At 43.3% G+C, this 18,953-nt stretch carries 21 protein-coding genes; 20 read left to right on the top strand and 1 reads right to left on the bottom strand.

Annotated elements, in window-relative coordinates:
* Positions 1 to 86: 86 nt before the first annotated feature.
* The 5 genes from ribD to ribT all read left to right on the top strand — a co-directional run bounded on the left by ribD (position 87) and on the right by ribT (position 4,025).
* The gene (gene ribD / locus NSQ16_RS11645) at positions 87 to 1,172 is read left to right on the top strand and encodes a bifunctional diaminohydroxyphosphoribosylaminopyrimidine deaminase/5-amino-6-(5-phosphoribosylamino)uracil reductase RibD (RefSeq protein WP_230488243.1); all 1,086 of its coding nucleotides are present in this window, start codon (positions 87 to 89) and stop codon (positions 1,170 to 1,172) included.
* 10 nt (positions 1,173 to 1,182) lie between these two features.
* Positions 1,183 to 1,830, top strand: coding sequence for a riboflavin synthase subunit alpha (gene ribE / locus NSQ16_RS11640; RefSeq protein WP_029317961.1), 648 nt, complete (start codon positions 1,183 to 1,185; stop codon positions 1,828 to 1,830).
* Positions 1,831 to 1,844: 14 nt separating this feature from the next.
* On the top strand, positions 1,845 to 3,041 hold the full coding sequence (locus NSQ16_RS11635; RefSeq protein ID WP_032726065.1) for a bifunctional 3,4-dihydroxy-2-butanone-4-phosphate synthase/GTP cyclohydrolase II: 1,197 nt from the start codon (positions 1,845 to 1,847) through the stop codon (positions 3,039 to 3,041).
* Positions 3,042 to 3,073: 32 nt separating this feature from the next.
* Complete coding sequence (gene ribH / locus NSQ16_RS11630) at positions 3,074 to 3,538, top strand: 6,7-dimethyl-8-ribityllumazine synthase (RefSeq protein WP_003223915.1); 465 nt, start codon at positions 3,074 to 3,076, stop codon at positions 3,536 to 3,538.
* A 112-nt stretch (positions 3,539 to 3,650) separates the two neighbouring features.
* Positions 3,651 to 4,025: a GNAT family N-acetyltransferase RibT gene (ribT, locus tag NSQ16_RS11625; protein ID WP_003223910.1), complete on the top strand. Its 375-nt coding sequence runs from the start codon at positions 3,651 to 3,653 to the stop codon at positions 4,023 to 4,025.
* Positions 4,026 to 4,240: 215 nt separating this feature from the next.
* Here ribT and NSQ16_RS11620 read toward each other — a convergent pair whose 3' ends face one another.
* Positions 4,241 to 4,765, bottom strand: a complete 525-nt coding sequence (locus NSQ16_RS11620; protein WP_187001796.1) for a DUF309 domain-containing protein — start codon at positions 4,763 to 4,765, stop codon at positions 4,241 to 4,243.
* 280 nt (positions 4,766 to 5,045) lie between these two features.
* Between NSQ16_RS11620 and scpA the strand changes: the two genes are divergently transcribed.
* The 15 genes from scpA (at position 5,046) to aroD (ending at position 18,923) form a co-directional block, all read left to right on the top strand.
* Positions 5,046 to 5,801, top strand: a complete 756-nt coding sequence (scpA, locus tag NSQ16_RS11615) for a segregation/condensation protein A (RefSeq protein WP_015714192.1) — start codon at positions 5,046 to 5,048, stop codon at positions 5,799 to 5,801.
* Positions 5,791 to 6,384, top strand: a complete 594-nt coding sequence (gene scpB / locus NSQ16_RS11610; protein WP_003223904.1) for an SMC-Scp complex subunit ScpB — start codon at positions 5,791 to 5,793, stop codon at positions 6,382 to 6,384. Before scpA ends, scpB begins: the two co-directional genes overlap by 11 nt.
* Before the next feature lie 54 nt (positions 6,385 to 6,438).
* Positions 6,439 to 6,978, top strand: a complete 540-nt coding sequence (locus NSQ16_RS11605; protein WP_004399065.1) for a YpuI family protein — start codon at positions 6,439 to 6,441, stop codon at positions 6,976 to 6,978.
* A 122-nt stretch (positions 6,979 to 7,100) separates the two neighbouring features.
* Positions 7,101 to 8,249, top strand: coding sequence for a D-alanyl-D-alanine carboxypeptidase DacB (dacB, locus tag NSQ16_RS11600; protein ID WP_230488242.1), 1,149 nt, complete (start codon positions 7,101 to 7,103; stop codon positions 8,247 to 8,249).
* A complete protein-coding gene (gene spmA, locus NSQ16_RS11595) occupies positions 8,237 to 8,827 on the top strand; it encodes a spore maturation protein SpmA (RefSeq protein ID WP_004398980.1) in 591 nt (196 codons plus the stop codon). Before dacB ends, spmA begins: the two co-directional genes overlap by 13 nt.
* Before the next feature lie 4 nt (positions 8,828 to 8,831).
* Positions 8,832 to 9,368: a spore maturation protein SpmB gene (gene spmB / locus NSQ16_RS11590; protein ID WP_048655118.1), complete on the top strand. Its 537-nt coding sequence runs from the start codon at positions 8,832 to 8,834 to the stop codon at positions 9,366 to 9,368.
* A 91-nt stretch (positions 9,369 to 9,459) separates the two neighbouring features.
* Positions 9,460 to 10,194, top strand: a complete 735-nt coding sequence (gene rluB, locus NSQ16_RS11585; RefSeq protein ID WP_004398815.1) for a 23S rRNA pseudouridine(2605) synthase RluB — start codon at positions 9,460 to 9,462, stop codon at positions 10,192 to 10,194.
* 94 nt (positions 10,195 to 10,288) lie between these two features.
* Positions 10,289 to 10,828, top strand: coding sequence for a thiol-disulfide oxidoreductase ResA (resA, locus tag NSQ16_RS11580; RefSeq protein ID WP_003230513.1), 540 nt, complete (start codon positions 10,289 to 10,291; stop codon positions 10,826 to 10,828).
* Positions 10,825 to 12,453 (top strand): cytochrome c biogenesis protein ResB, encoded by a 1,629-nt coding sequence (gene resB, locus NSQ16_RS11575; RefSeq protein ID WP_038429221.1) that lies wholly within the window; start codon positions 10,825 to 10,827, stop codon positions 12,451 to 12,453. The genes resA and resB overlap by 4 nt, the downstream gene beginning before the upstream one ends.
* 19 nt (positions 12,454 to 12,472) lie before the next feature.
* Positions 12,473 to 13,648 carry a cytochrome c biogenesis protein ResC gene (gene resC / locus NSQ16_RS11570; RefSeq protein ID WP_230488241.1) on the top strand — a complete coding sequence of 392 codons (1,176 nt, stop codon included), beginning with the start codon at positions 12,473 to 12,475 and terminating at the stop codon, positions 13,646 to 13,648.
* 80 nt (positions 13,649 to 13,728) lie between these two features.
* Positions 13,729 to 14,451 (top strand): DNA-binding response regulator ResD, encoded by a 723-nt coding sequence (gene resD, locus NSQ16_RS11565; protein ID WP_003246107.1) that lies wholly within the window; start codon positions 13,729 to 13,731, stop codon positions 14,449 to 14,451.
* Positions 14,448 to 16,217, top strand: coding sequence for a sensor histidine kinase ResE (gene resE, locus NSQ16_RS11560; protein WP_230488240.1), 1,770 nt, complete (start codon positions 14,448 to 14,450; stop codon positions 16,215 to 16,217). Before resD ends, resE begins: the two co-directional genes overlap by 4 nt.
* A gap of 203 nt (positions 16,218 to 16,420) precedes the next feature.
* The gene (gene sigX, locus NSQ16_RS11555; protein ID WP_003230521.1) at positions 16,421 to 17,005 is read left to right on the top strand and encodes an RNA polymerase sigma factor SigX; all 585 of its coding nucleotides are present in this window, start codon (positions 16,421 to 16,423) and stop codon (positions 17,003 to 17,005) included.
* Positions 16,941 to 18,044, top strand: coding sequence for an anti-sigma-X factor RsiX (rsiX, locus tag NSQ16_RS11550; protein ID WP_230488239.1), 1,104 nt, complete (start codon positions 16,941 to 16,943; stop codon positions 18,042 to 18,044). Before sigX ends, rsiX begins: the two co-directional genes overlap by 65 nt.
* Positions 18,045 to 18,155: 111 nt before the next feature.
* Positions 18,156 to 18,923 carry a type I 3-dehydroquinate dehydratase gene (gene aroD, locus NSQ16_RS11545; protein ID WP_015714185.1) on the top strand — a complete coding sequence of 256 codons (768 nt, stop codon included), beginning with the start codon at positions 18,156 to 18,158 and terminating at the stop codon, positions 18,921 to 18,923.
* Positions 18,924 to 18,953: the final 30 nt, after the last annotated feature.

Raw genomic sequence — 18,953 nt, 5'->3', positions numbered from 1 at the left:
TATTGCGTAAAATACCTAAAGCCCCGGATTTTTTATAAATTCGGGGCTTTTTTGACGGTAAATAACAAAAGAGGGGAGGGAACCAAATGGAAGAGTATTATATGAAGCTGGCATTAGATCTTGCGAAGCAGGGCGAAGGACAGACCGAATCCAATCCGCTCGTCGGCGCTGCTGTCGTAAAGGACGGACAAATTGTCGGAATGGGCGCCCATTTAAAATATGGTGAAGCTCATGCAGAAGTTCATGCCATCCATATGGCTGGAGCACATGCAGAGGGTGCCGACATTTACGTTACACTCGAACCGTGCAGCCATTACGGAAAAACACCGCCATGTGCAGAATTGATTATCAACTCTGGCATCAAAAGAGTGTTCGTAGCGATGAGAGATCCTAATCCGCTTGTGGCTGGAAGAGGGATCAGCATGATGAAAGAAGCCGGCATTGAGGTAAGGGAAGGCATCCTGGCAGACCAGGCGGAGAGGCTGAATGAAAAATTTCTGCACTTTATGAGGACAGGCCTTCCGTACGTCACGCTAAAAGCGGCTGCCAGCCTTGACGGCAAGATAGCTACCAGCACGGGTGACAGCAAATGGATCACGTCAGAGGCTGCAAGACAGGATGCTCAGCAATACAGGAAAACACACCAAAGCATTTTAGTCGGAGTTGGCACAGTGAAAGCCGACAATCCGAGCTTAACCTGCAGACTGCCGAATGTAACAAAACAGCCGGTTCGGGTCATACTTGATACCGTACTCTCGATTCCTGAGGACGCTAAAGTGATTTGCGATCAAATAGCGCCGACATGGATTTTTACGACGGCACGCGCAGACGAGGAAAAGAAAAAACGGCTTTCAGCTTTCGGAGTGAACATATTTACACTTGAAACCGAGCGCATTCAAATTCCTGATGTTTTGAAGATCCTAGCGGAAGAAGGCATCATGTCGGTGTATGTGGAAGGCGGTTCAGCTGTTCACGGAAGCTTTGTCAAAGAAGGCTGTTTTCAAGAAATCATCTTCTATTTTGCCCCTAAACTAATCGGAGGAACGCATGCTCCCAGCTTAATCTCCGGTGAAGGTTTTCAATCAATGAAAGATGTCCCCTTATTACAATTCACTGATATAACCCAAATCGGCCGTGATATCAAACTGACGGCAAAACCGACAAAGGAATAGGATGGTGACCATGTTTACAGGAATTATCGAAGAAACAGGCACAATCGAATCCATGAAAAAAGCAGGGCATTCAATGGCCTTAACAATTAAATGCTCAAAGATTTTAGAGGATGTTCATCTTGGCGACAGCATTGCAGTGAACGGCATTTGTCTGACTGTCACTGATTTTACAAAAAATCAATTCACAGTGGATGTTATGCCTGAAACAGTCAAAGCTACGTCACTGAATGATTTAACAAAAGGAAGCAAAGTAAATCTGGAAAGAGCAATGGCGGCAAACGGCCGTTTCGGAGGCCATTTCGTCTCAGGCCATGTCGACGGAACTGCGGAAATCACACGAATTGAAGAGAAAAGCAACGCAGTTTACTATGATTTAAAACTGGACCCGTCATTAACAAAAACATTGGTTTTAAAGGGATCAATTACTGTGGATGGCGTGAGCTTAACCATATTCGGCCTGACAGAAGACACAGTGACGATCTCCTTAATACCGCATACAATCAGCGAAACGATCTTTTCAGAAAAAACGATCGGCTCTAAAGTGAATATCGAATGCGATATGATCGGAAAATATATGTATCGATTTTTGCATAAAGCCAATGAAAATAAGACCCAACAAACCATTACAAAAGCCTTCTTAAGCGAAAACGGCTTTTAGAGAGGAAGATTTGCATGTTTCATCCGATAGAAGAAGCACTGGACGCTTTAAAAAAAGGCGAAGTCATCATCGTTGTAGATGATGAAGACAGAGAAAATGAAGGAGACTTTGTGGCTCTTGCCGAGCATGCAACGCCGGAAGTCATTAACTTTATGGCGACACATGGGAGAGGACTGATCTGCACGCCGCTCAGTGAGGAAATCGCAGACAGGCTTGATCTTCACCCTATGGTGGAGCATAATACAGATTCTCACCACACTGCATTTACTGTAAGCATAGACCATCGTGAAACGAAAACAGGTATCAGCGCTCAAGAAAGATCTTTTACCGTTCAAGCATTGCTGGACAGCACATCCGTGCCATCTGATTTTCAGCGTCCGGGGCACATTTTTCCGCTGATTGCGAAAAAAGGAGGTGTCCTGAAAAGAGCGGGCCATACAGAAGCTGCTGTTGATCTTGCTGAAGCCTGCGGATCTCCAGGAGCCGGCGTCATTTGTGAAATTATGAATGAAGACGGAACGATGGCGAGAGTGCCTGAGCTCATTGAAATTGCGAAAAAGCATCAATTAAAAATGATCACCATTAAGGATTTGATTCAATACCGTTACAATCTGACAACACTTGTCGAGCGTGAAGTTGACATTACGCTGCCTACTGATTTTGGGACATTTAAGGTTTATGGATACACAAATGAGGTAGATGGAAAAGAGCATGTCGCATTTGTGATGGGAGATGTGCCGTTCGGAGAAGAACCGGTATTGGTCCGGGTGCATTCAGAATGTCTCACAGGTGACGTGTTTGGCTCTCATCGCTGTGACTGCGGACCGCAGCTGCACGCCGCGCTGAACCAAATTGCCGCAGAAGGCCGTGGAGTGCTTCTGTACTTGCGCCAAGAAGGACGAGGCATCGGTTTAATCAATAAATTAAAAGCTTATAAGCTTCAGGAACAAGGTTATGACACCGTAGAAGCCAATGAGGCGCTTGGATTCTTGCCGGATCTTCGCAACTATGGCATCGGAGCACAAATTTTACGCGACCTCGGTGTCCGGAATATGAAGCTTTTGACGAATAATCCGCGAAAAATCGCAGGCCTTGAAGGCTACGGACTCAGTATTTCAGAAAGAGTGCCGCTTCAAATGGAGGCGAAAGAGCACAATAAAAAATATTTGCAAACCAAAATGAACAAGCTAGGTCATTTACTTCATTTCTAATCACAAATATCACAAAAAAGGATGGGAATCATATGAATATCATACAAGGAAATTTAGTTGGTACAGGTCTTAAAATCGGAATCGTAGTAGGAAGATTTAATGATTTTATTACGAGCAAGCTGCTGAGCGGAGCAGAAGATGCGCTGCTCAGACATGGCGTAGACACAAATGACATTGATGTGGCTTGGGTTCCAGGCGCATTTGAAATACCGTTTGCTGCGAAAAAAATGGCGGAAACAAAAAAATATGATGCTATTATCACATTGGGCACTGTCATCAGAGGCGCAACGACACATTACGATTATGTCTGCAATGAAGCTGCAAAAGGCATCGCGCAAGCAGCAAACACTACTGGTGTACCTGTCATCTTTGGAATTGTAACAACTGAAAACATCGAACAGGCTATCGAGCGTGCCGGCACAAAAGCGGGCAACAAAGGTGTAGATTGTGCTGTTTCTGCCATTGAAATGGCAAATTTAAACCGCTCATTTGAATAATTTGCTGAAAACAGTTTAAAAATATGGCGAAAATGATATAATGTGAGAAAACGGATCACCTATTCGTATCCGTTAATAGCAGACTGGACATTTTGGATATAGAGGGGTTTTTATGTTAATTCGTTATAAAAAATCGTTTGAAAAGATTGCGATGGGGCTTCTTTCGTTTATGCCGAATGAAAAAGACCTTAAGCAGCTTCAGCAGACAATTAAGGACTACGAAACGGATACAGACCGCCAGCTCTTTCTTTGGAAAGAGGACGAGGATATCGTCGGAGCAATCGGAGTCGAAAAAAAGGATTCTGAGGTTGAGATCCGGCATATCAGTGTGAATCCTTCTCATCGCCATCAAGGAATCGGAAAACAGATGATGGATGCTTTAAAGCATTTATTCAAAACGCAAGTACTGGTTCCAAATGAATTAACGCAGAGCTTTTTCGAACGTTGTCAAGGTCAGCAGGATCAAGACATTTCATACAATAATTAAGCAGAGGCTGTAATCAGCCTCTGCTTTAGTTTGATGACAAAATCCGAAAACAGTTTTGTTTTAGGTTTTTGTCATCCTTTCAGCGCGATTGAAAACCCTTGAAGTCTAGGAAAGCTGAGCATTGGAGCGGAGCGAATGTTTTCATTCGTGAGCACCAACGCACAGGCTTGACAACGAATGCGAGGGTTTGTCGACACGCTGAGCAGAGGCTGTCATCAGTCTCTGCTTTTTTTTCTGCGTTCTATTTCTTTTTCACGTTCACGGATGACGTCAGTCCGATCCCGCAAACGGTGTTTGTCGATAAGAAATATGTTCCTGAGTGCACTGGGCTGCCCCCATGTATACTTTTTTTTCCTGCATTCGATCCTGCATGCTTCCTCCAGTTTCTCATCTTTGATTGGCAGCATAATGCTTTTATAGGCAGAGCCCGTCTCGATTTGTTCGTAAACCGATTGCATAAGTTCGAGCAAACGGCCATGATCAAGCCCTAAGTCTTCGACTGCCCGGTGTTCTGCTTGAAGAATCCGGATGCTGTTCGCCATCAGTCTTTTTGCCCCGGCTGTATTCTGCCTTCTGTGATGATATAAAGCCACTGCAAGCTGAATAAAGCCCACCCAATAGCGTTTTCGTTTCTTTGGCGGATCTTCCTTCCAATATTCTTCTAATATTTCATGGCATTCAAAATAATCCCGTGTCGCGTGAAACTCAACGAGATAATCTATATAAGCTTTCGGATACAAGGTGTTTCCTCCTTTAATGTGCTTTTAGTGTACCATAGAAGGGATAAAAGGAAAAAAGAACGCTCTGCCTCTATTGCTTCTTAGAAAGGAAAACCAGAAGCTAAGGCTTTTTCTCCCGCTTCAGCGCTCCGAGCAAACACCTCTCGTGTTTTGAATATTCTGCACAAACTTGTTCAAAACAGGAAATGAAATAGTATTGGACGAGAGCTTTTTGGTGGATTATACTATAGGGTAGCCAGTTTTTACGGCAATGAGAGTGATACTTGAAAATGGTGAGATGATGGAAGAATATCAAGTGAAAATTGATACGTTTGAGGGCCCATTGGACCTGCTGCTTCATTTAATCAATCGTCTTGAAATTGACATATATGATATACCTGTGGCGAAGATCACTGAACAATATTTATTATATGTACATACGATGCGTGTGCTTGAGCTCGATATGGCCAGCGAGTATTTGGTTATGGCTGCCACGCTGCTCAGCATTAAAAGCAGAATGCTGCTCCCAAAGCAAGAGGAGGAGCTTTTTGAAGATGAATTGCTTGAAGAAGAAGATCCGCGGGAGGAACTGATTGAAAAGCTGATTGAGTATCGAAAATATAAAGATGCGGCGAAGGAATTAAAAGAACGGGAAGAAGAAAGACAAAAATCGTTCACGAAACCGCCGAGTGATTTGAGTGAATATGCAAAAGAAGTAAAACAGTCTGAGCAAAAGCTCTCTGTCACGGTCTATGATATGATCGGAGCTTTTCAAAAAGTGCTGAAACGCAAAAAAATAAACAGGCCGATGGAAACAACAATTACAAGACAGGACATACCAATCGAAGCCAGAATGAACGAAATCGTGCACAGCTTGAAATCTAGAGGAACGAGAATCAACTTTATGGATCTGTTTCCATATGAACAAAAAGAACATTTAGTAGTGACCTTTCTAGCTGTTCTTGAGCTGATGAAAAATCAGCTGGTCCTCATTGAACAGGAGCACAATTTTTCAGATATTTACATTACGGGGAGTGAATCCATTCATGGGGCTTGATATCGTGAATTGGAAAGCTATTGTGGAAGCCCTTCTTTATGCGGCAGGCGATGAAGGGCTTACAAAAAAGCAGCTGTTAACAGTGCTTGAAATCGAAGAGCCTGAACTGAACACGATCATGGCGGATGTGGCGGACGAATACCGCGGAGATACACGAGGGATTGAACTTATTGAGTATGCAGATACGTACATGCTCTCTACCAAAAAAGACTTTGCGCCTTACTTGAAAAAACTGATTGAAGTGCCGTCAAAGGGCCTTTCTCAAGCATCTTTAGAAGTGCTGGCCATTGTTTCATACAAACAGCCAATTACGAGAGCAGAAATTGAAGAAATCAGAGGAGTAAAATCAGAGCGGATTTTACACAGTCTTGTCGCGAAGGCGCTATTGTGTGAAGTAGGGCGTGCCGATGGTCCGGGGCGGGCCATTTTATACGGTACTACGCCGACTTTTCTTGAACAATTCGGTCTGAAAACGCTGGACGAGCTTCCGCCGCTGCCTGAAAATGCGGAAGAAGACGTTCTTCAAGAAGAAGCAGATTTATTTTTTGAAAACTTTAACCAAACCTTCGAAGATATAAAATAGAAGTTTAATGAATCGCGCTTTTTCATCATCATAAGATATAAGGAAGAAGCTATCATGAAAGAAGCAAAATGTGAGAGACAAATACATGAGGGGAAGATACCAAACGAAATGGGACATTCGATTGTGCGAGCGCAGACTCAAAAAACAGGCGAATTCTTATCAATGGTTGTCAATACCGTGAACGATTACCTAAATCAAACGACGCTTGAGTCCTTACAGGCTGAATTGCCTATTGAAAAAGGATACTGCTGTGATGTGCTGAGCACTCTGAGAAGAATGGCAGTATTTTGTGAAGGAGGCGCAGAAGCGTGCCGCCGTCTCCTGATGCAGGAGCCTTTTCAGGAAGCCAGAGCGGAAAAAACACTTTATAATGTGTATCACCAATGCATTGAAGAGTTCTTTATGCCGAAAAAAGACACGTGGTGTGAAAATAGCCGGGCGTCTTATACCGGGGTCAGCGCAATTGAGTTTTATCATGCTGTTCCTGCGTCGCTTGAGCAATTATTATTGCCGTTGAGCGCTGCCTTTCTGAAGATGAGGGAAGAGCTGGCTCATTACGAAGCGTCCGGATCAAGCATGGCGCCAATCAGATAACGTTTACTCTCCCTTTTTCAGGGAGAGTTTTTTTATGTTTGCTTCCAGAAATATAATTGTTATTCATAACTGATGGACATGCGCATAAACTTGTACAAACCACCACAAGGACGTGAGCAAACATGCGCATTTTCAAAAAAGCAGTATTCGTGATCATGATTTCTTTTCTTATTGCAACCGTAAATGTGAATACAGCACATGCTGCTATAGATGTCAGTGCAAAAAGCGCGATCATTATTGACGGTGCGTCAGGCAGAGTGTTATATGCCAAGGATGAGCATCAAAAAAGGCGGATCGCGAGCATCACAAAAATTATGACCGCCGTCCTCGCCATCGAATCCGGCAAAATGGATCAAACGGTGACGGTTTCGGCAAATGCTGTCAGAACAGAAGGCTCCGCTATTTATTTAACAGAAGGTCAAAAAGTGAAGCTAAAAGATCTTGTGTATGGCCTGATGCTAAGGTCAGGAAACGACGCCGCTGTCGCGATTGCTGAGCATGTCGGTGGGAGCCTCGATGGGTTTGTTTATATGATGAATCAAAAAGCCGAGCAGCTTGGTATGAAGAACACCCGTTTTCAAAACCCGCACGGATTGGACGACTATGAAAATCATTATTCAACAGCCTATGACATGGCCATTTTAACTAAATATGCTATGAAGCTGAAAGACTATCAAAAGATTTCAGGCACAAAAATATACAAAGCGGAAACGATGGAAAGCGTATGGAAAAACAAAAACAAACTGCTGACCATGCTTTATCCGTACAGCACAGGAGGAAAAACAGGCTATACAAAACTTGCAAAACGGACACTGGTCTCTACGGCTTCAAAGGACGGCATTGACCTGATAGCCGTCACCATTAATGACCCTAATGATTGGGATGACCATATGAAGATGTTTAACTATGTGTTTGAGCATTATCAAACCTATTTAATTGCAAAAAAAGGGGATATTCCAAAGCTGAAAGGCACATTTTATGAATCGAAGGCTTTTATCAAACGTGATATCACCTATTTGCTGACCGAAGAGGAAAAAGAAGATGTGAAAATTAATACCACACTGCTCAAGCCGAAAAAAGCATGGGAAAAAGATGCCTCGAAAATCCCTGACATCGTAGGGCACATGGAGATCATGTTCAACGATGCAACCATCGCAAAAGTGCCGATCTATTATGAAAATGAGCGGCATCAAAAACCGAAGAAACAATTTTTTGAAACGTTTAAATCAATCTTTCTGAATGCGGCAGGCGGAGCAAAATGGTCAATATAATTTGGGTCAGTTTAACCGTGATCGGACTCGTTTTTGCGATGTGCAACGGAACTCTGCAAGATGTAAATGAAGCCGTGTTTAAGGGTGCGAAAGAAGCGATTACGATCTCATTTGGATTGATGAGCGTGCTTGTTTTCTGGCTTGGCTTAATGAAAATCGCCGAGCAGTCAGGGCTTTTGGATATTTTCAGCCGGATGTGCAGGCCTTTTATATCTAAACTGTTCCCTGATATACCGCCGGATCACCCGGCGATGGGCTATATTTTATCTAATCTTATGGCGAATTTCTTCGGCCTCGGAAATGCAGCAACTCCGCTTGGCATTAAAGCAATGGAACAAATGAAAAAGCTGAACGGAAACCGATCGGAAGCAAGCCGGTCGATGATTACTTTTTTAGCTGTTAATACGTCCTGCATCACACTCATCCCGACAACGGTGATCGCTGTCCGAATGGCTTATTCCTCCAAAACGCCGACAGATATCGTCGGGCCAAGCATTTTGGCAACGCTTATTTCCGGAATCGGTGCCATTATCATTGATCGGTATTTTTATTACCGCCGCAAAAAGAAGGGAAGGTGAGCGGATGGAAATCATCAACTGGCTGTCTTTAGCCATGATTCCAATCATTATTGCCGGAATTCTTCTTTATGGAACGATCAAAAAGGTTCCGACATATGAATCGTTTGTCGAAGGCGGAAAAGAGGGGATAGAAATCGCCTTTTCCATTATCCCCTATTTAGTCGGAATGCTTGTCGCTATAACTGTTTTCAGATCATCAGGCGCGCTTGATTTTATAATGGATCTTTTAAAACCGGCTTTCTCCGCTATCGGCCTCCCTGCTGAAGTAGTGCCGCTTGCTCTGATCCGCCCGATCTCCGGTACGGCCGCACTCGGAATGACGACCGATTTAATTGCAGTATACGGGCCCGATTCCTTTATCGGCAGGCTGGCTTCCGTCATGCAGGGATCTACAGATACAACGCTTTACGTACTGACTGTGTATTTCGGAGCAGTCGGCATTAAAAAAATGGGTGATGCATTAAAGGTGGGACTTCTTGCAGATTTAATCGGCGTAGTTGCATCTATCATCATCGTTACGTTATTATTTGGGAGCGCCTGAAAACGGCGTTTTTTTTAGATTTGGCATAGGAATTTGAAAAAGCTTGTTTGTTAAGGTTGAAAAAAGTAAGATAATACTTGAGGTGAAAGACATGGAAAGACTGCAAAAAGTGATTGCTCATGCCGGAGTTGCGTCGCGCAGAAAGGCAGAAGAGCTGATTAAAGAAGGAAAAGTAAAGGTGAATGGCAAAGTAGTAACAGAGCTAGGTGTTAAGGTCACCGGTTCTGATCAGATTGAGGTAAACGGGTTAAAGGTTGAACGCGAAGAGCCGGTTTACTTTCTCTTATATAAACCAAGAGGCGTTATTTCCGCAGCGCAAGATGATAAAGGACGCAAAGTGGTGACGGACTTTTTTAAAAATATTCCGCAGCGCATTTATCCGATTGGGCGTCTGGACTATGATACGAGCGGTCTTTTGCTTTTAACCAATGACGGCGAATTCGCCAATAAGCTAATGCATCCTAAGTATGAAATAGACAAAACATACGTGGCGAAGGTGAAAGGAATCCCGCCTAAAGAGCTGCTCAGAAAGCTGGAGCGCGGAATTAGGCTGGAGGAAGGCAAAACAGCGCCTGCTAAAGCGAAGCTGCTGTCTTTGGATAAGAAAAAGCAGACAAGCATTATTCAGCTGACGATCCATGAGGGACGCAACAGACAGGTGCGCCGCATGTTTGAAGCGATCGGACATGAGGTAATCAAGCTGAAGCGTGAGGAATACGCGTTTTTAAACCTGCGAGGCCTGCACACGGGCGATGCCAGAGAGCTTACGCCTCACGAAGTAAAAAGGCTCAGAGCACTGGCGGATCACGGTAAAAACGCTTTCTAAATTTCACATAACCTTCAAAAAGTAAGAAATGTGAAATGAACGTGCAATGATATAATTGAATGGATCTGCAATAGGGGGAAGGGGGCAGTGGACAATGAAGAAAAAAAGGCGTTTATTCATTCGGACCGGCATCCTTCTCGTTTTAATCTGCGCACTCGGCTATACCATTTACAACGCTGTATTTGCCGGCAAAGAGAGTATATCCGAAGGGTCCGACGCACCGAATTTTGTCCTAGAGGATACGAATGGGAAACGTATCGAGCTCAGTGACTTAAAAGGGAAAGGTGTTTTTTTGAATTTCTGGGGTACATGGTGTGAACCGTGCAAAAAAGAGTTTCCTTATATGGCAAACCAATATAAGCATTTTAAAAGCCAAGGTGTTGAAATTGTCGCTGTAAATGTTGGGGAGTCAAAGATAGCAGTACATAATTTTATGAAATCCTACGGAGTCAATTTCCCGGTTGTTCTGGATACAGATCGCCAAGTGCTTGATGCCTATGACGTATCTCCGCTTCCGACAACCTTTTTGATCAATCCGGAAGGAAAAGTTGTCAAGGTGGTGACCGGCACTATGACAGAAAGCATGATACACGATTATATGAATCTCATAAAACCCGGAGAGACTTCGGGATGAAGCAAGTCAAATGTGAATGCGGACATATAAACCCGGTCGGAACCGTTTTATGCGAATCGTGCGGAAGAGCTCTTCAGGAAACTCAACCTCCGCTCGCTGATATGAGATATGACGGAAGCGCAAGACGTTCGCAAACCTATAACAAAACGATCATCGACAAAATTTGGAATTTCTTTTCCTCGGTTAAGGTGGGAATATGGCTTATCGTCATAACCCTTGCCGCATCAGCGTTCGGCACCATTTTTCCCCAGGAAGCCTATCTGCCTCCGGGCGCACAGGCTGATACTTATTACAAGGAGCAGTACGGCACGTTTGGCCAGCTTTATTATTTGCTCGGGTTTCATCATTTATATGGTTCTTGGTGGTATTTGCTGCTCATTGCCTCGATCGGCATTTCACTCGTGATTTGCAGCCTTGATCGGGTCATTCCGTTGTACAGAGCGTTAAAAAACCAAGGCGTCAGAAGGAGCCCGGCTTTTTTAAGAAGGCAGCGCTTGTTCAGTGAAACAGTTACTGTACTGAACGGGGAATCGAAAGAAAAGATAGTTGCTCTATTAAAGAAAAAACATTATAGAATCAGAGAAAAAGAGGGCAGCATTCTTGCTGAAAAAGGACGCTTTTCCCGCTGGGGCCCGTATGTCAACCATATTGGATTGATCATCTTTCTGATTGGTGCGATGCTGAGATTTGTGCCTGGCATGTACGTCGATGAGACGCTTTGGGTCAGAGAAGGCGAAACCGCAGCAATTCCGGGTACAGACGGAAAATATTATTTGAAAAACAATCAATTCAGCGTAGAGACCTATAACAGCAAAACAGAAAAAAAGGTATTTGCAGATGCCATTGACAGAGTCGGGGACGGTAGAGTGGCAAAGAACTTTCAAACCGATGCCGTACTCTACAAGAGAGAAGGAAAAATTGTTTATGGCGAGAAGCCGAAGCTGAAAAAAGTAACAGAAGAAGACATCCGTGTCAATCAGCCGCTGCGTTTTGATTCTTTTTCCGTTTACCAGGTGGATTACAAAGAGAATCAGCTTGACCAAATGGTGTTCCAGCTGATTGATAAAAAAACAAAAAAATCCTTTGGGAGCCTGAAGATCAACCTTCTGGATCCAGATTCGGTCTATGATCTTGGCAACGGTTACAAGGTGGAAATCGCCAGCTACCTGCCAGACTTCTATTTTAATCAGGACGGAGAGCCGAGCACAAAAACAAAGATCCCTAACAATCCGGCTTTTGTCTTTAATATTATAACGCCGGACAAACCGAAAGGCGAAAAGAGCTTTGTCGCCATCCAAGAAACCATCGAAGGATCAGGCAATAATAAATACAAGCTGAAATTTGACCATGTCGAAACGAAAAACATTACTGGACTTACAGTCAGAAAGGATCTGACACTCTGGGTGCTTGCTGTCGGCGGAGCCATTTTTATGATCGGTGTCATTCAAGGTATGTACTGGCAGCATCGAAGAATTTGGCTGCACTCACAGGACGGCGCAGTTATGGTGGCAGGGCATACCAATAAAAACTGGTTTGGCCTGAAGAAGGATTTAGCATTTATATTGGCTGATTCCGGACTGACTGAACCGGTGGACCAAAAAGAATTAATCAAAACACAGAAATAGGCGAAAAGGGAGTGATGTCATGGCAGAGCTGAGCGGAAATTTTCTTTATGCGGCCTTTCTTGTGTATTTAATCGCTGTCCCAATCTTCGGCGGGGCCATACGCGGGAATAAGAATAAAAAGGGCAGGCCAAACCGATGGGCCAACATTGGAATCACCCTTTCTATTGTCGGTTTTTTCTGCCACCTAGGATATTTCATCACAAGGTGGGCTGCCAGCGGCCATGCGCCTGTCAGCAATATGTTTGAATTCACCACCGCTTTTGGCATGATGCTTGTTTTGGCGTTTATCATTCTTTATTTTCTCTATAGATTGCCTTCATTAGGCCTGTTTACGCTGTCAATTGCTTTATTGCTGATTGCCTACGCCAGCATGTTTCCGACAGATATCTCGCCTTTAATTCCTTCGCTCCAAAGTAACTGGCTGTATATTCACGTAACAACGGCCGCGCTTGGGCAAGCTATACTTGCCATCAGCTTTGTCGCTGGTGTCATCTTTCTTTTGAAGCATGTAGACCAGACAAAGCCAAGCAAAAAGACCTTCTGGCTTGAAGCGATTATGTTTATCCTGGTCACAACCGTCGCCTTTATTGCAATCACATCGGCATTTCGTCTTGCAGGCTATGAAGCGGAGTTTAACTGGGTGGACAAAAGTAAAGAAAAAAGCGTGATGGTGTACGAAATGCCCGCGCTTGTCGGTCCGCATCAGGGAGAGCTTTTGACCGAAGGAAGAATGGAACCGCTTGTTGATCTTCCCGCGCTTTTCTCAGGCAGAAAAGTGAACACTGTCATTTGGTCATTTGGAGCAGGTCTTGTGTTGTATGGGGCTCTCCGTCTGATCATCAGAAAAAGAATCAGCGCTCTATTACATCCGCTGGTGAAAAACGTCAATCTTGATCTGGTGGATGAGGTTGGGTACAGGGCCGTATCAATCGGATTTCCGATCTTTACACTCGGCGCGCTGATCTTTGCAATGATTTGGGCTCAGCTCGCGTGGACCAGATTTTGGGGCTGGGACCCTAAGGAAGTATGGGCGCTGATCACGTTTTTGTTCTATGCCGCTTACTTGCACTTAAGACTGTCAAGAGGCTGGCACGGTGAGAAGTCAGCATGGCTGGCCGTAATCGGTTTTGCTATTATTATGTTTAATTTAATATTCGTAAATCTTGTGCTTGCCGGACTTCATTCTTATGCATAGTCCTTTGAAAGCGACACAGTTCTCAAACTTTCTCACGATTTGATAAAATGAAAGTAACAGAAGGAAAGCAGGGGGAAAACATGGACCAAACGAACGAAACAAAAATATTAGTAGTTGATGACGAAGCCAGAATTCGCCGCCTTTTAAGAATGTATCTTGAACGTGAAAATTATGCTATAGATGAAGCTGAAAATGGTGATGAAGCCATTGCCAAAGGGCTTGAAGCCAATTATGACTTAATTTTGCTTGATCTGATGATGCCGGGGACTGATGGAATTGAAGTGTGCCGGCAAATTCGTGAAAAAAAAGCGACACCCATTATCATGCTGACCGCAAAAGGAGAAGAAGCAAACCGGGTGCAGGGGTTTGAAGCGGGAACAGATGATTATATTGTTAAGCCGTTCAGCCCGAGAGAAGTCGTGCTGCGTGTAAAGGCCCTTTTGAGAAGAGCATCCCAAACCTCTTATTTCAATGCCAATACACCGACGAAAAATGTGCTCGTGTTTTCACATCTGTCAATAGACCATGATGCTCACCGCGTAACAGCTGATGGAACAGAAGTGAGCCTGACGCCAAAAGAGTATGAGCTTCTATATTTCTTAGCGAAAACGCCTGACAAGGTGTATGATCGGGAAAAGCTTCTGAAAGAAGTGTGGCAATATGAGTTTTTTGGTGATTTACGGACAGTTGACACTCACGTCAAACGCTTGAGAGAGAAGCTGAACAAGGTTTCTCCGGAGGCTGCGAAAAAAATTGTCACCGTATGGGGTGTAGGTTATAAATTTGAGGTCGGCGCTGAATGAAATTTTGGAAAAGCGTAGTAGGCAAGCTGTGGTTTACGATCCTTTCACTCGTCTTGATCGTATTGTTCATTTTAACGGTTCTTTTGCTGGAGTTTATTGAAAACTACCATGTGGAAGAAGCCGAGAATGATTTAACACAGCTTGCGAATAAAGTTGCTGTCATCCTAGAAAATCACGAGGACCAGGCACTGGCAAGGTCAATCACTTGGGAGCTCGCTGATAACTTAACAAGCATTGCCATCATCCAGGATGAGAAGAACCACTGGTATTCTCCGAATGATAAAAATCGCCTGTCGTCTATTACGGTTGAGCAAATACAGCATGACAAAGACTTAAATAAAGCTCTCAAAGACCATAAAAAAGTAAGCAAACGGACGGGACTGAGCGATACAGACACGGATAATGAACGCCTGATTGTAGGTGTCCCGTATGAAAAAGACGGAAAGAAAGGCATGGTCTTTTTATCCCAGTCTTTGCTTGCCGTTAAAGATACAACAAAACATACGACCCGCTATATTTTTCTTGCCGCTGGAATTGCGATTGTGCTGACCACATTTTTCGCATTCTTTTTATCAAGCAGGGTCACGTACCCTCTCCGAAAAATGAGAGAAGGCGCGCAGGATTTGGCGAAGGGCAAGTTCGACACAAAAATCCCGATTTTAACTCAGGATGAAATCGGTGAACTGGCAACCGCTTTTAATCAAATGGGCCGGCAGCTTAACTTTCATATCAATGCGCTCAATCAAGAAAAAGAGCAGCTTTCTAACATTTTGAGCAGTATGGCTGACGGGGTTATTACCATTAATATTGACGGTACGATTCTTGTGACCAACCCGCCGGCTGAACGTTTTCTTCAGGCTTGGTATTATGAACAGAACATGAATATCAAAGAAGGCGACAACCTTCCGCCTGAAGCAAAAGAGCTGTTTCAAAACGCTGTCAGCACTGAAAAAGAACAAATGATTGAGATGACGCTGCAAGGCAGATCATGGGTGCTTTTGATGTCGCCGCTTTATGCGGAATCGCATGTCAGAGGAGCGGTTGCCGTACTGCGTGACATGACAGAAGAACGCCGCCTTGATAAGCTGCGGGAGGACTTTATCGCAAATGTCAGTCATGAGCTGAGAACACCGATCTCCATGCTTCAGGGATACAGTGAAGCAATTGTCGATGACATTGCAAGCTCTGAAGAAGACCGGAAAGAAATTGCCCAAATCATTTATGACGAATCGCTCCGAATGGGCCGTTTAGTTAATGATTTGCTTGATTTAGCCCGAATGGAATCAGGCCATACAGGCTTACATTATGAAAAAATCAATGTGAATGAGTTTTTAGAAAAGATCATTCGGAAGTTTTCGGGTGTTGCGAAAGAAAAAAATATTGCTTTACATCATGACATTTCTCTCACAGAAGAGGAATTTCTGTTTGATGAAGACAAGATGGAGCAGGTATTTACCAATTTGATCGATAACGCGTTGCGGCATACTTCATCCGGTGGCAGTGTCTCCATTTCAGTCCATTCTGTGAAGGATGGATTGAAAATTGATATCAAAGACTCCGGATCCGGCATACCGGAAGAAGATCTGCCATTTATCTTTGAGCGGTTTTATAAGGCAGATAAAGCGCGGACACGGGGCAGAGCAGGAACCGGGTTAGGGCTGGCTATCGTTAAAAATATCGTGGAAGCCCACAACGGATCAATTACTGTGCACAGCCGAATAGATAAAGGAACAACATTTACTTTTTATATTCCGACAAAACGGTAAAATCGAGTCTGAATTTGCCGAAGAATCTTGTTCCATAAGAAACACCCGCTGACTGAGCGGGTGTTTTTTTAATAGCCAACATTAATAAAATTTAAGGATATGTTAATATAAATTCCCTTCCAAATTCCAGTTACTCGTAATATAGTTGTAATGTAACTTTTCAAGCTATTCATACGACAAAAAAGTGAACGGAGGGGTTTCAAATGGAAGAAACCTTTCAATTATTATATGATACATATCATCAAGATTTGTACCAATTTTTATTTTATATGGTAAAGGATAAAAACCAGACAGAAGACCTTCTTCAAGAGGTTTATATCCGGGTATTAAATTCTTATCATACGTTTGAAGGAAGAAGCAGTGAAAAAACATGGCTTTTGTCTATCGCACGCCATGTTGCGATAGACTGGTTTCGTAAACAGCAAACAATCAGACAGCGTATACTCGGTACATTTGACTGGGATACACAGGATGTCAGGGATCAGCAATTGCTGCCGGACGAACTTGCGGTTCAACATGAAAATGTCCGAGAAATTTATGCTGCGCTTGATCAATGTACAATCGATCAAAGAGCTGTGATTATCTTGCGGTTTATTCAGGGATATTCAATACAGGAAACAGCCAAGGCTCTGCGCTTCTCGGAAAGCAAAGTAAAAACGACCCAACACAGAGGGCTCAAAGTACTTCGGAAACATATGGAGCTTTTGAGGGAGGAGCTAATGGATGATGAAGTCAGAATGGAACGAAGAACAGATAAAGGAGTTGTTAAGTCAACTTCCGGCAGTTAAAGACCATCGTTCGCCTCAGGATATTTACAAGCGGCTGACGATGGCAAAGCGTAAAAATAAGCCCGCTGTCAGGTGGATTGGCCCCGCGTGTGCCGCTGCAATTGCGGTTTATATCGCCTTCATTATTTCTCCTCATTTCTTTGATCAGGCACAGCCTCAACAAAAAGAAGCGTCCCAAGAGAACGCAGTAACGAAAACTGAGACAGAAGACAGCCCAAAAGCTGCATCATCCCTGGATCATACATCGTTTGTTGTAACTGAAAAGGAACAAGACAATTACATCACTGTAGCAGTTGCTGATGCCGATACATCTGCAATCATACCTGTCAGCATTCAAAAAACAAATGCATACCAAACGATCCAGGACATGCTGACTGTAAGTAGTGAATTGGATATCTTGGATCATGCCATTACAATTCCATCCTTCATAGATGAAGTAGAAATAAAAGAAAAACCAAAGAAGAAGGAATTAAGTATACGAGTCCATCAGCCAGCTACGGCATTTTCTGTAAAAGATGATACACTGTTAAAAAAATTGCTTAAAGAATCCTTAAAATGGAGTCCTTATGAAAAAGTCAAATTTTTATCGGATCAAAATGAGACTGGGGTTCGGATTGGCTCATATGGCACTTTTACGGAAATTTCGATTCCCAAACAGTCAAAAAGAGCTTACTACTTGTACAAAAATAAACAAGGGAACTTTCTCATTCCGTCAGAAAAAACATTTGATACAGTAAAAGAAGCGATTAAGGAAATGGAATCGAGCAGCCAAGAAGATACAACACCGCTTATTCAAGCGGGTGCTGTCCAATCTGTAACGAAGAAACAGAAACACTTATATATCCGCTTTTCAAAGGACTCAGAAGTTGAGGATTCTATTGCCGGTATTTTAATGATTGAGGGACTTCTTTTAACCGCAAAAGAGTTTGGCTTCACAGAAGTGACCTTTACCGAAACCAGAACAAACAAAATCGGCAAATATGACGTATCAGATGCAATTCCGGTACCGGCTGCTCCAAATCCGATTTTCTTAAACTAAAATGGGCCCTTTGAGGCTCTTTTTTAGTTGCTATTCATATAATAGAAATTTTCAAAAAAAAGTTGTACGTGTATAATAAAACAAGGTAACGATTGAAAGGATTTGAGATGAGTGAACGTGTTAACAATTAAAGGAGTTTCCATCGGGGAAGGAATGCCGAAAATCATCGTTCCGCTGATGGGAAAGACGGAAAAACAAATTCTGAATGAAGCAGAGGCAGTAAAATTACTGAATCCGGACATTGTTGAATGGAGAGTCGACGTATTTGAAAAAGCGAATGACAGAGAAGCGGTCACAAAGCTCATTTCTAAGCTTCGTAAATCTTTAGAAGACAAGCTATTTCTATTTACATTCAGAACCCACAAAGAGGGTGGGAGCATGGAGATGGACGAAAGCTCCTATCTTGCTTTGCTGGAATCGGCAATCCAAACAAAAGACATCGATCTGATAGACATCGAATTATTTTCAGGAGATGCAAATGTAAAAGCGTTAGTATCGCTGGCGGAAGAAAACAACGTCTATGTGGTGATGTCAAATCACGACTTTGAAAAAACACCTGTAAAAGATGAAATTCTTTCCAGACTTCGAAAAATGCAGGACTTAGGCGCGCATATTCCAAAAATGGCTGTCATGCCGAATGATACTGGAGATCTCCTAACACTGCTTGATGCGACGTATACAATGAAAACAAAATATGCAGACCGTCCCATTATTACAATGTCAATGGCTGCAACAGGGCTTATCAGCAGGCTGAGCGGTGAGGTTTTTGGATCGGCTTGTACTTTTGGAGCTGGAGAAGAGGCGTCCGCACCAGGTCAAATACCTGTTTCTGAGCTAAGGAGTGTCTTAGATATTTTGCATAAAAACACACGGGGATAGAAATAAAAAAACTCAAGCTATATAGATAGC

The organism is Bacillus sp. PS108 (assembly GCF_037963335.1).
GTDB lineage: Bacteria > Bacillota > Bacilli > Bacillales > Bacillaceae > Bacillus > Bacillus subtilis.
Note: the sequence above shows the minus strand (reverse complement) of the source record. Positions and strands in the feature narration are given on the sequence as shown.

What these genes read in the sequence shown, in the direction of transcription:
- ribD (WP_230488243.1), top strand. Translation starts at nt 87, where the DNA reads ATGGAAGAGTATTATATGAAGCTGGCATTAGATCTTGCGAAGCAGGGC.
- ribE (WP_029317961.1), top strand. Translation starts at nt 1,183, where the DNA reads ATGTTTACAGGAATTATCGAAGAAACAGGCACAATCGAATCCATGAAA.
- NSQ16_RS11635 (WP_032726065.1), top strand. Translation starts at nt 1,845, where the DNA reads ATGTTTCATCCGATAGAAGAAGCACTGGACGCTTTAAAAAAAGGCGAA.
- ribH (WP_003223915.1), top strand. Translation starts at nt 3,074, where the DNA reads ATGAATATCATACAAGGAAATTTAGTTGGTACAGGTCTTAAAATCGGA.
- ribT (WP_003223910.1), top strand. Translation starts at nt 3,651, where the DNA reads ATGTTAATTCGTTATAAAAAATCGTTTGAAAAGATTGCGATGGGGCTT.
- scpA (WP_015714192.1), top strand. Translation starts at nt 5,046, where the DNA reads ATGGAAGAATATCAAGTGAAAATTGATACGTTTGAGGGCCCATTGGAC.
- scpB (WP_003223904.1), top strand. Translation starts at nt 5,791, where the DNA reads ATGGGGCTTGATATCGTGAATTGGAAAGCTATTGTGGAAGCCCTTCTT.
- NSQ16_RS11605 (WP_004399065.1), top strand. Translation starts at nt 6,439, where the DNA reads ATGAAAGAAGCAAAATGTGAGAGACAAATACATGAGGGGAAGATACCA.
- dacB (WP_230488242.1), top strand. Translation starts at nt 7,101, where the DNA reads ATGCGCATTTTCAAAAAAGCAGTATTCGTGATCATGATTTCTTTTCTT.
- spmA (WP_004398980.1), top strand. Translation starts at nt 8,237, where the DNA reads ATGGTCAATATAATTTGGGTCAGTTTAACCGTGATCGGACTCGTTTTT.
- spmB (WP_048655118.1), top strand. Translation starts at nt 8,832, where the DNA reads ATGGAAATCATCAACTGGCTGTCTTTAGCCATGATTCCAATCATTATT.
- rluB (WP_004398815.1), top strand. Translation starts at nt 9,460, where the DNA reads ATGGAAAGACTGCAAAAAGTGATTGCTCATGCCGGAGTTGCGTCGCGC.
- resA (WP_003230513.1), top strand. Translation starts at nt 10,289, where the DNA reads ATGAAGAAAAAAAGGCGTTTATTCATTCGGACCGGCATCCTTCTCGTT.
- resB (WP_038429221.1), top strand. Translation starts at nt 10,825, where the DNA reads ATGAAGCAAGTCAAATGTGAATGCGGACATATAAACCCGGTCGGAACC.
- resC (WP_230488241.1), top strand. Translation starts at nt 12,473, where the DNA reads ATGGCAGAGCTGAGCGGAAATTTTCTTTATGCGGCCTTTCTTGTGTAT.
- resD (WP_003246107.1), top strand. Translation starts at nt 13,729, where the DNA reads ATGGACCAAACGAACGAAACAAAAATATTAGTAGTTGATGACGAAGCC.
- resE (WP_230488240.1), top strand. Translation starts at nt 14,448, where the DNA reads ATGAAATTTTGGAAAAGCGTAGTAGGCAAGCTGTGGTTTACGATCCTT.
- sigX (WP_003230521.1), top strand. Translation starts at nt 16,421, where the DNA reads ATGGAAGAAACCTTTCAATTATTATATGATACATATCATCAAGATTTG.
- rsiX (WP_230488239.1), top strand. Translation starts at nt 16,941, where the DNA reads ATGATGAAGTCAGAATGGAACGAAGAACAGATAAAGGAGTTGTTAAGT.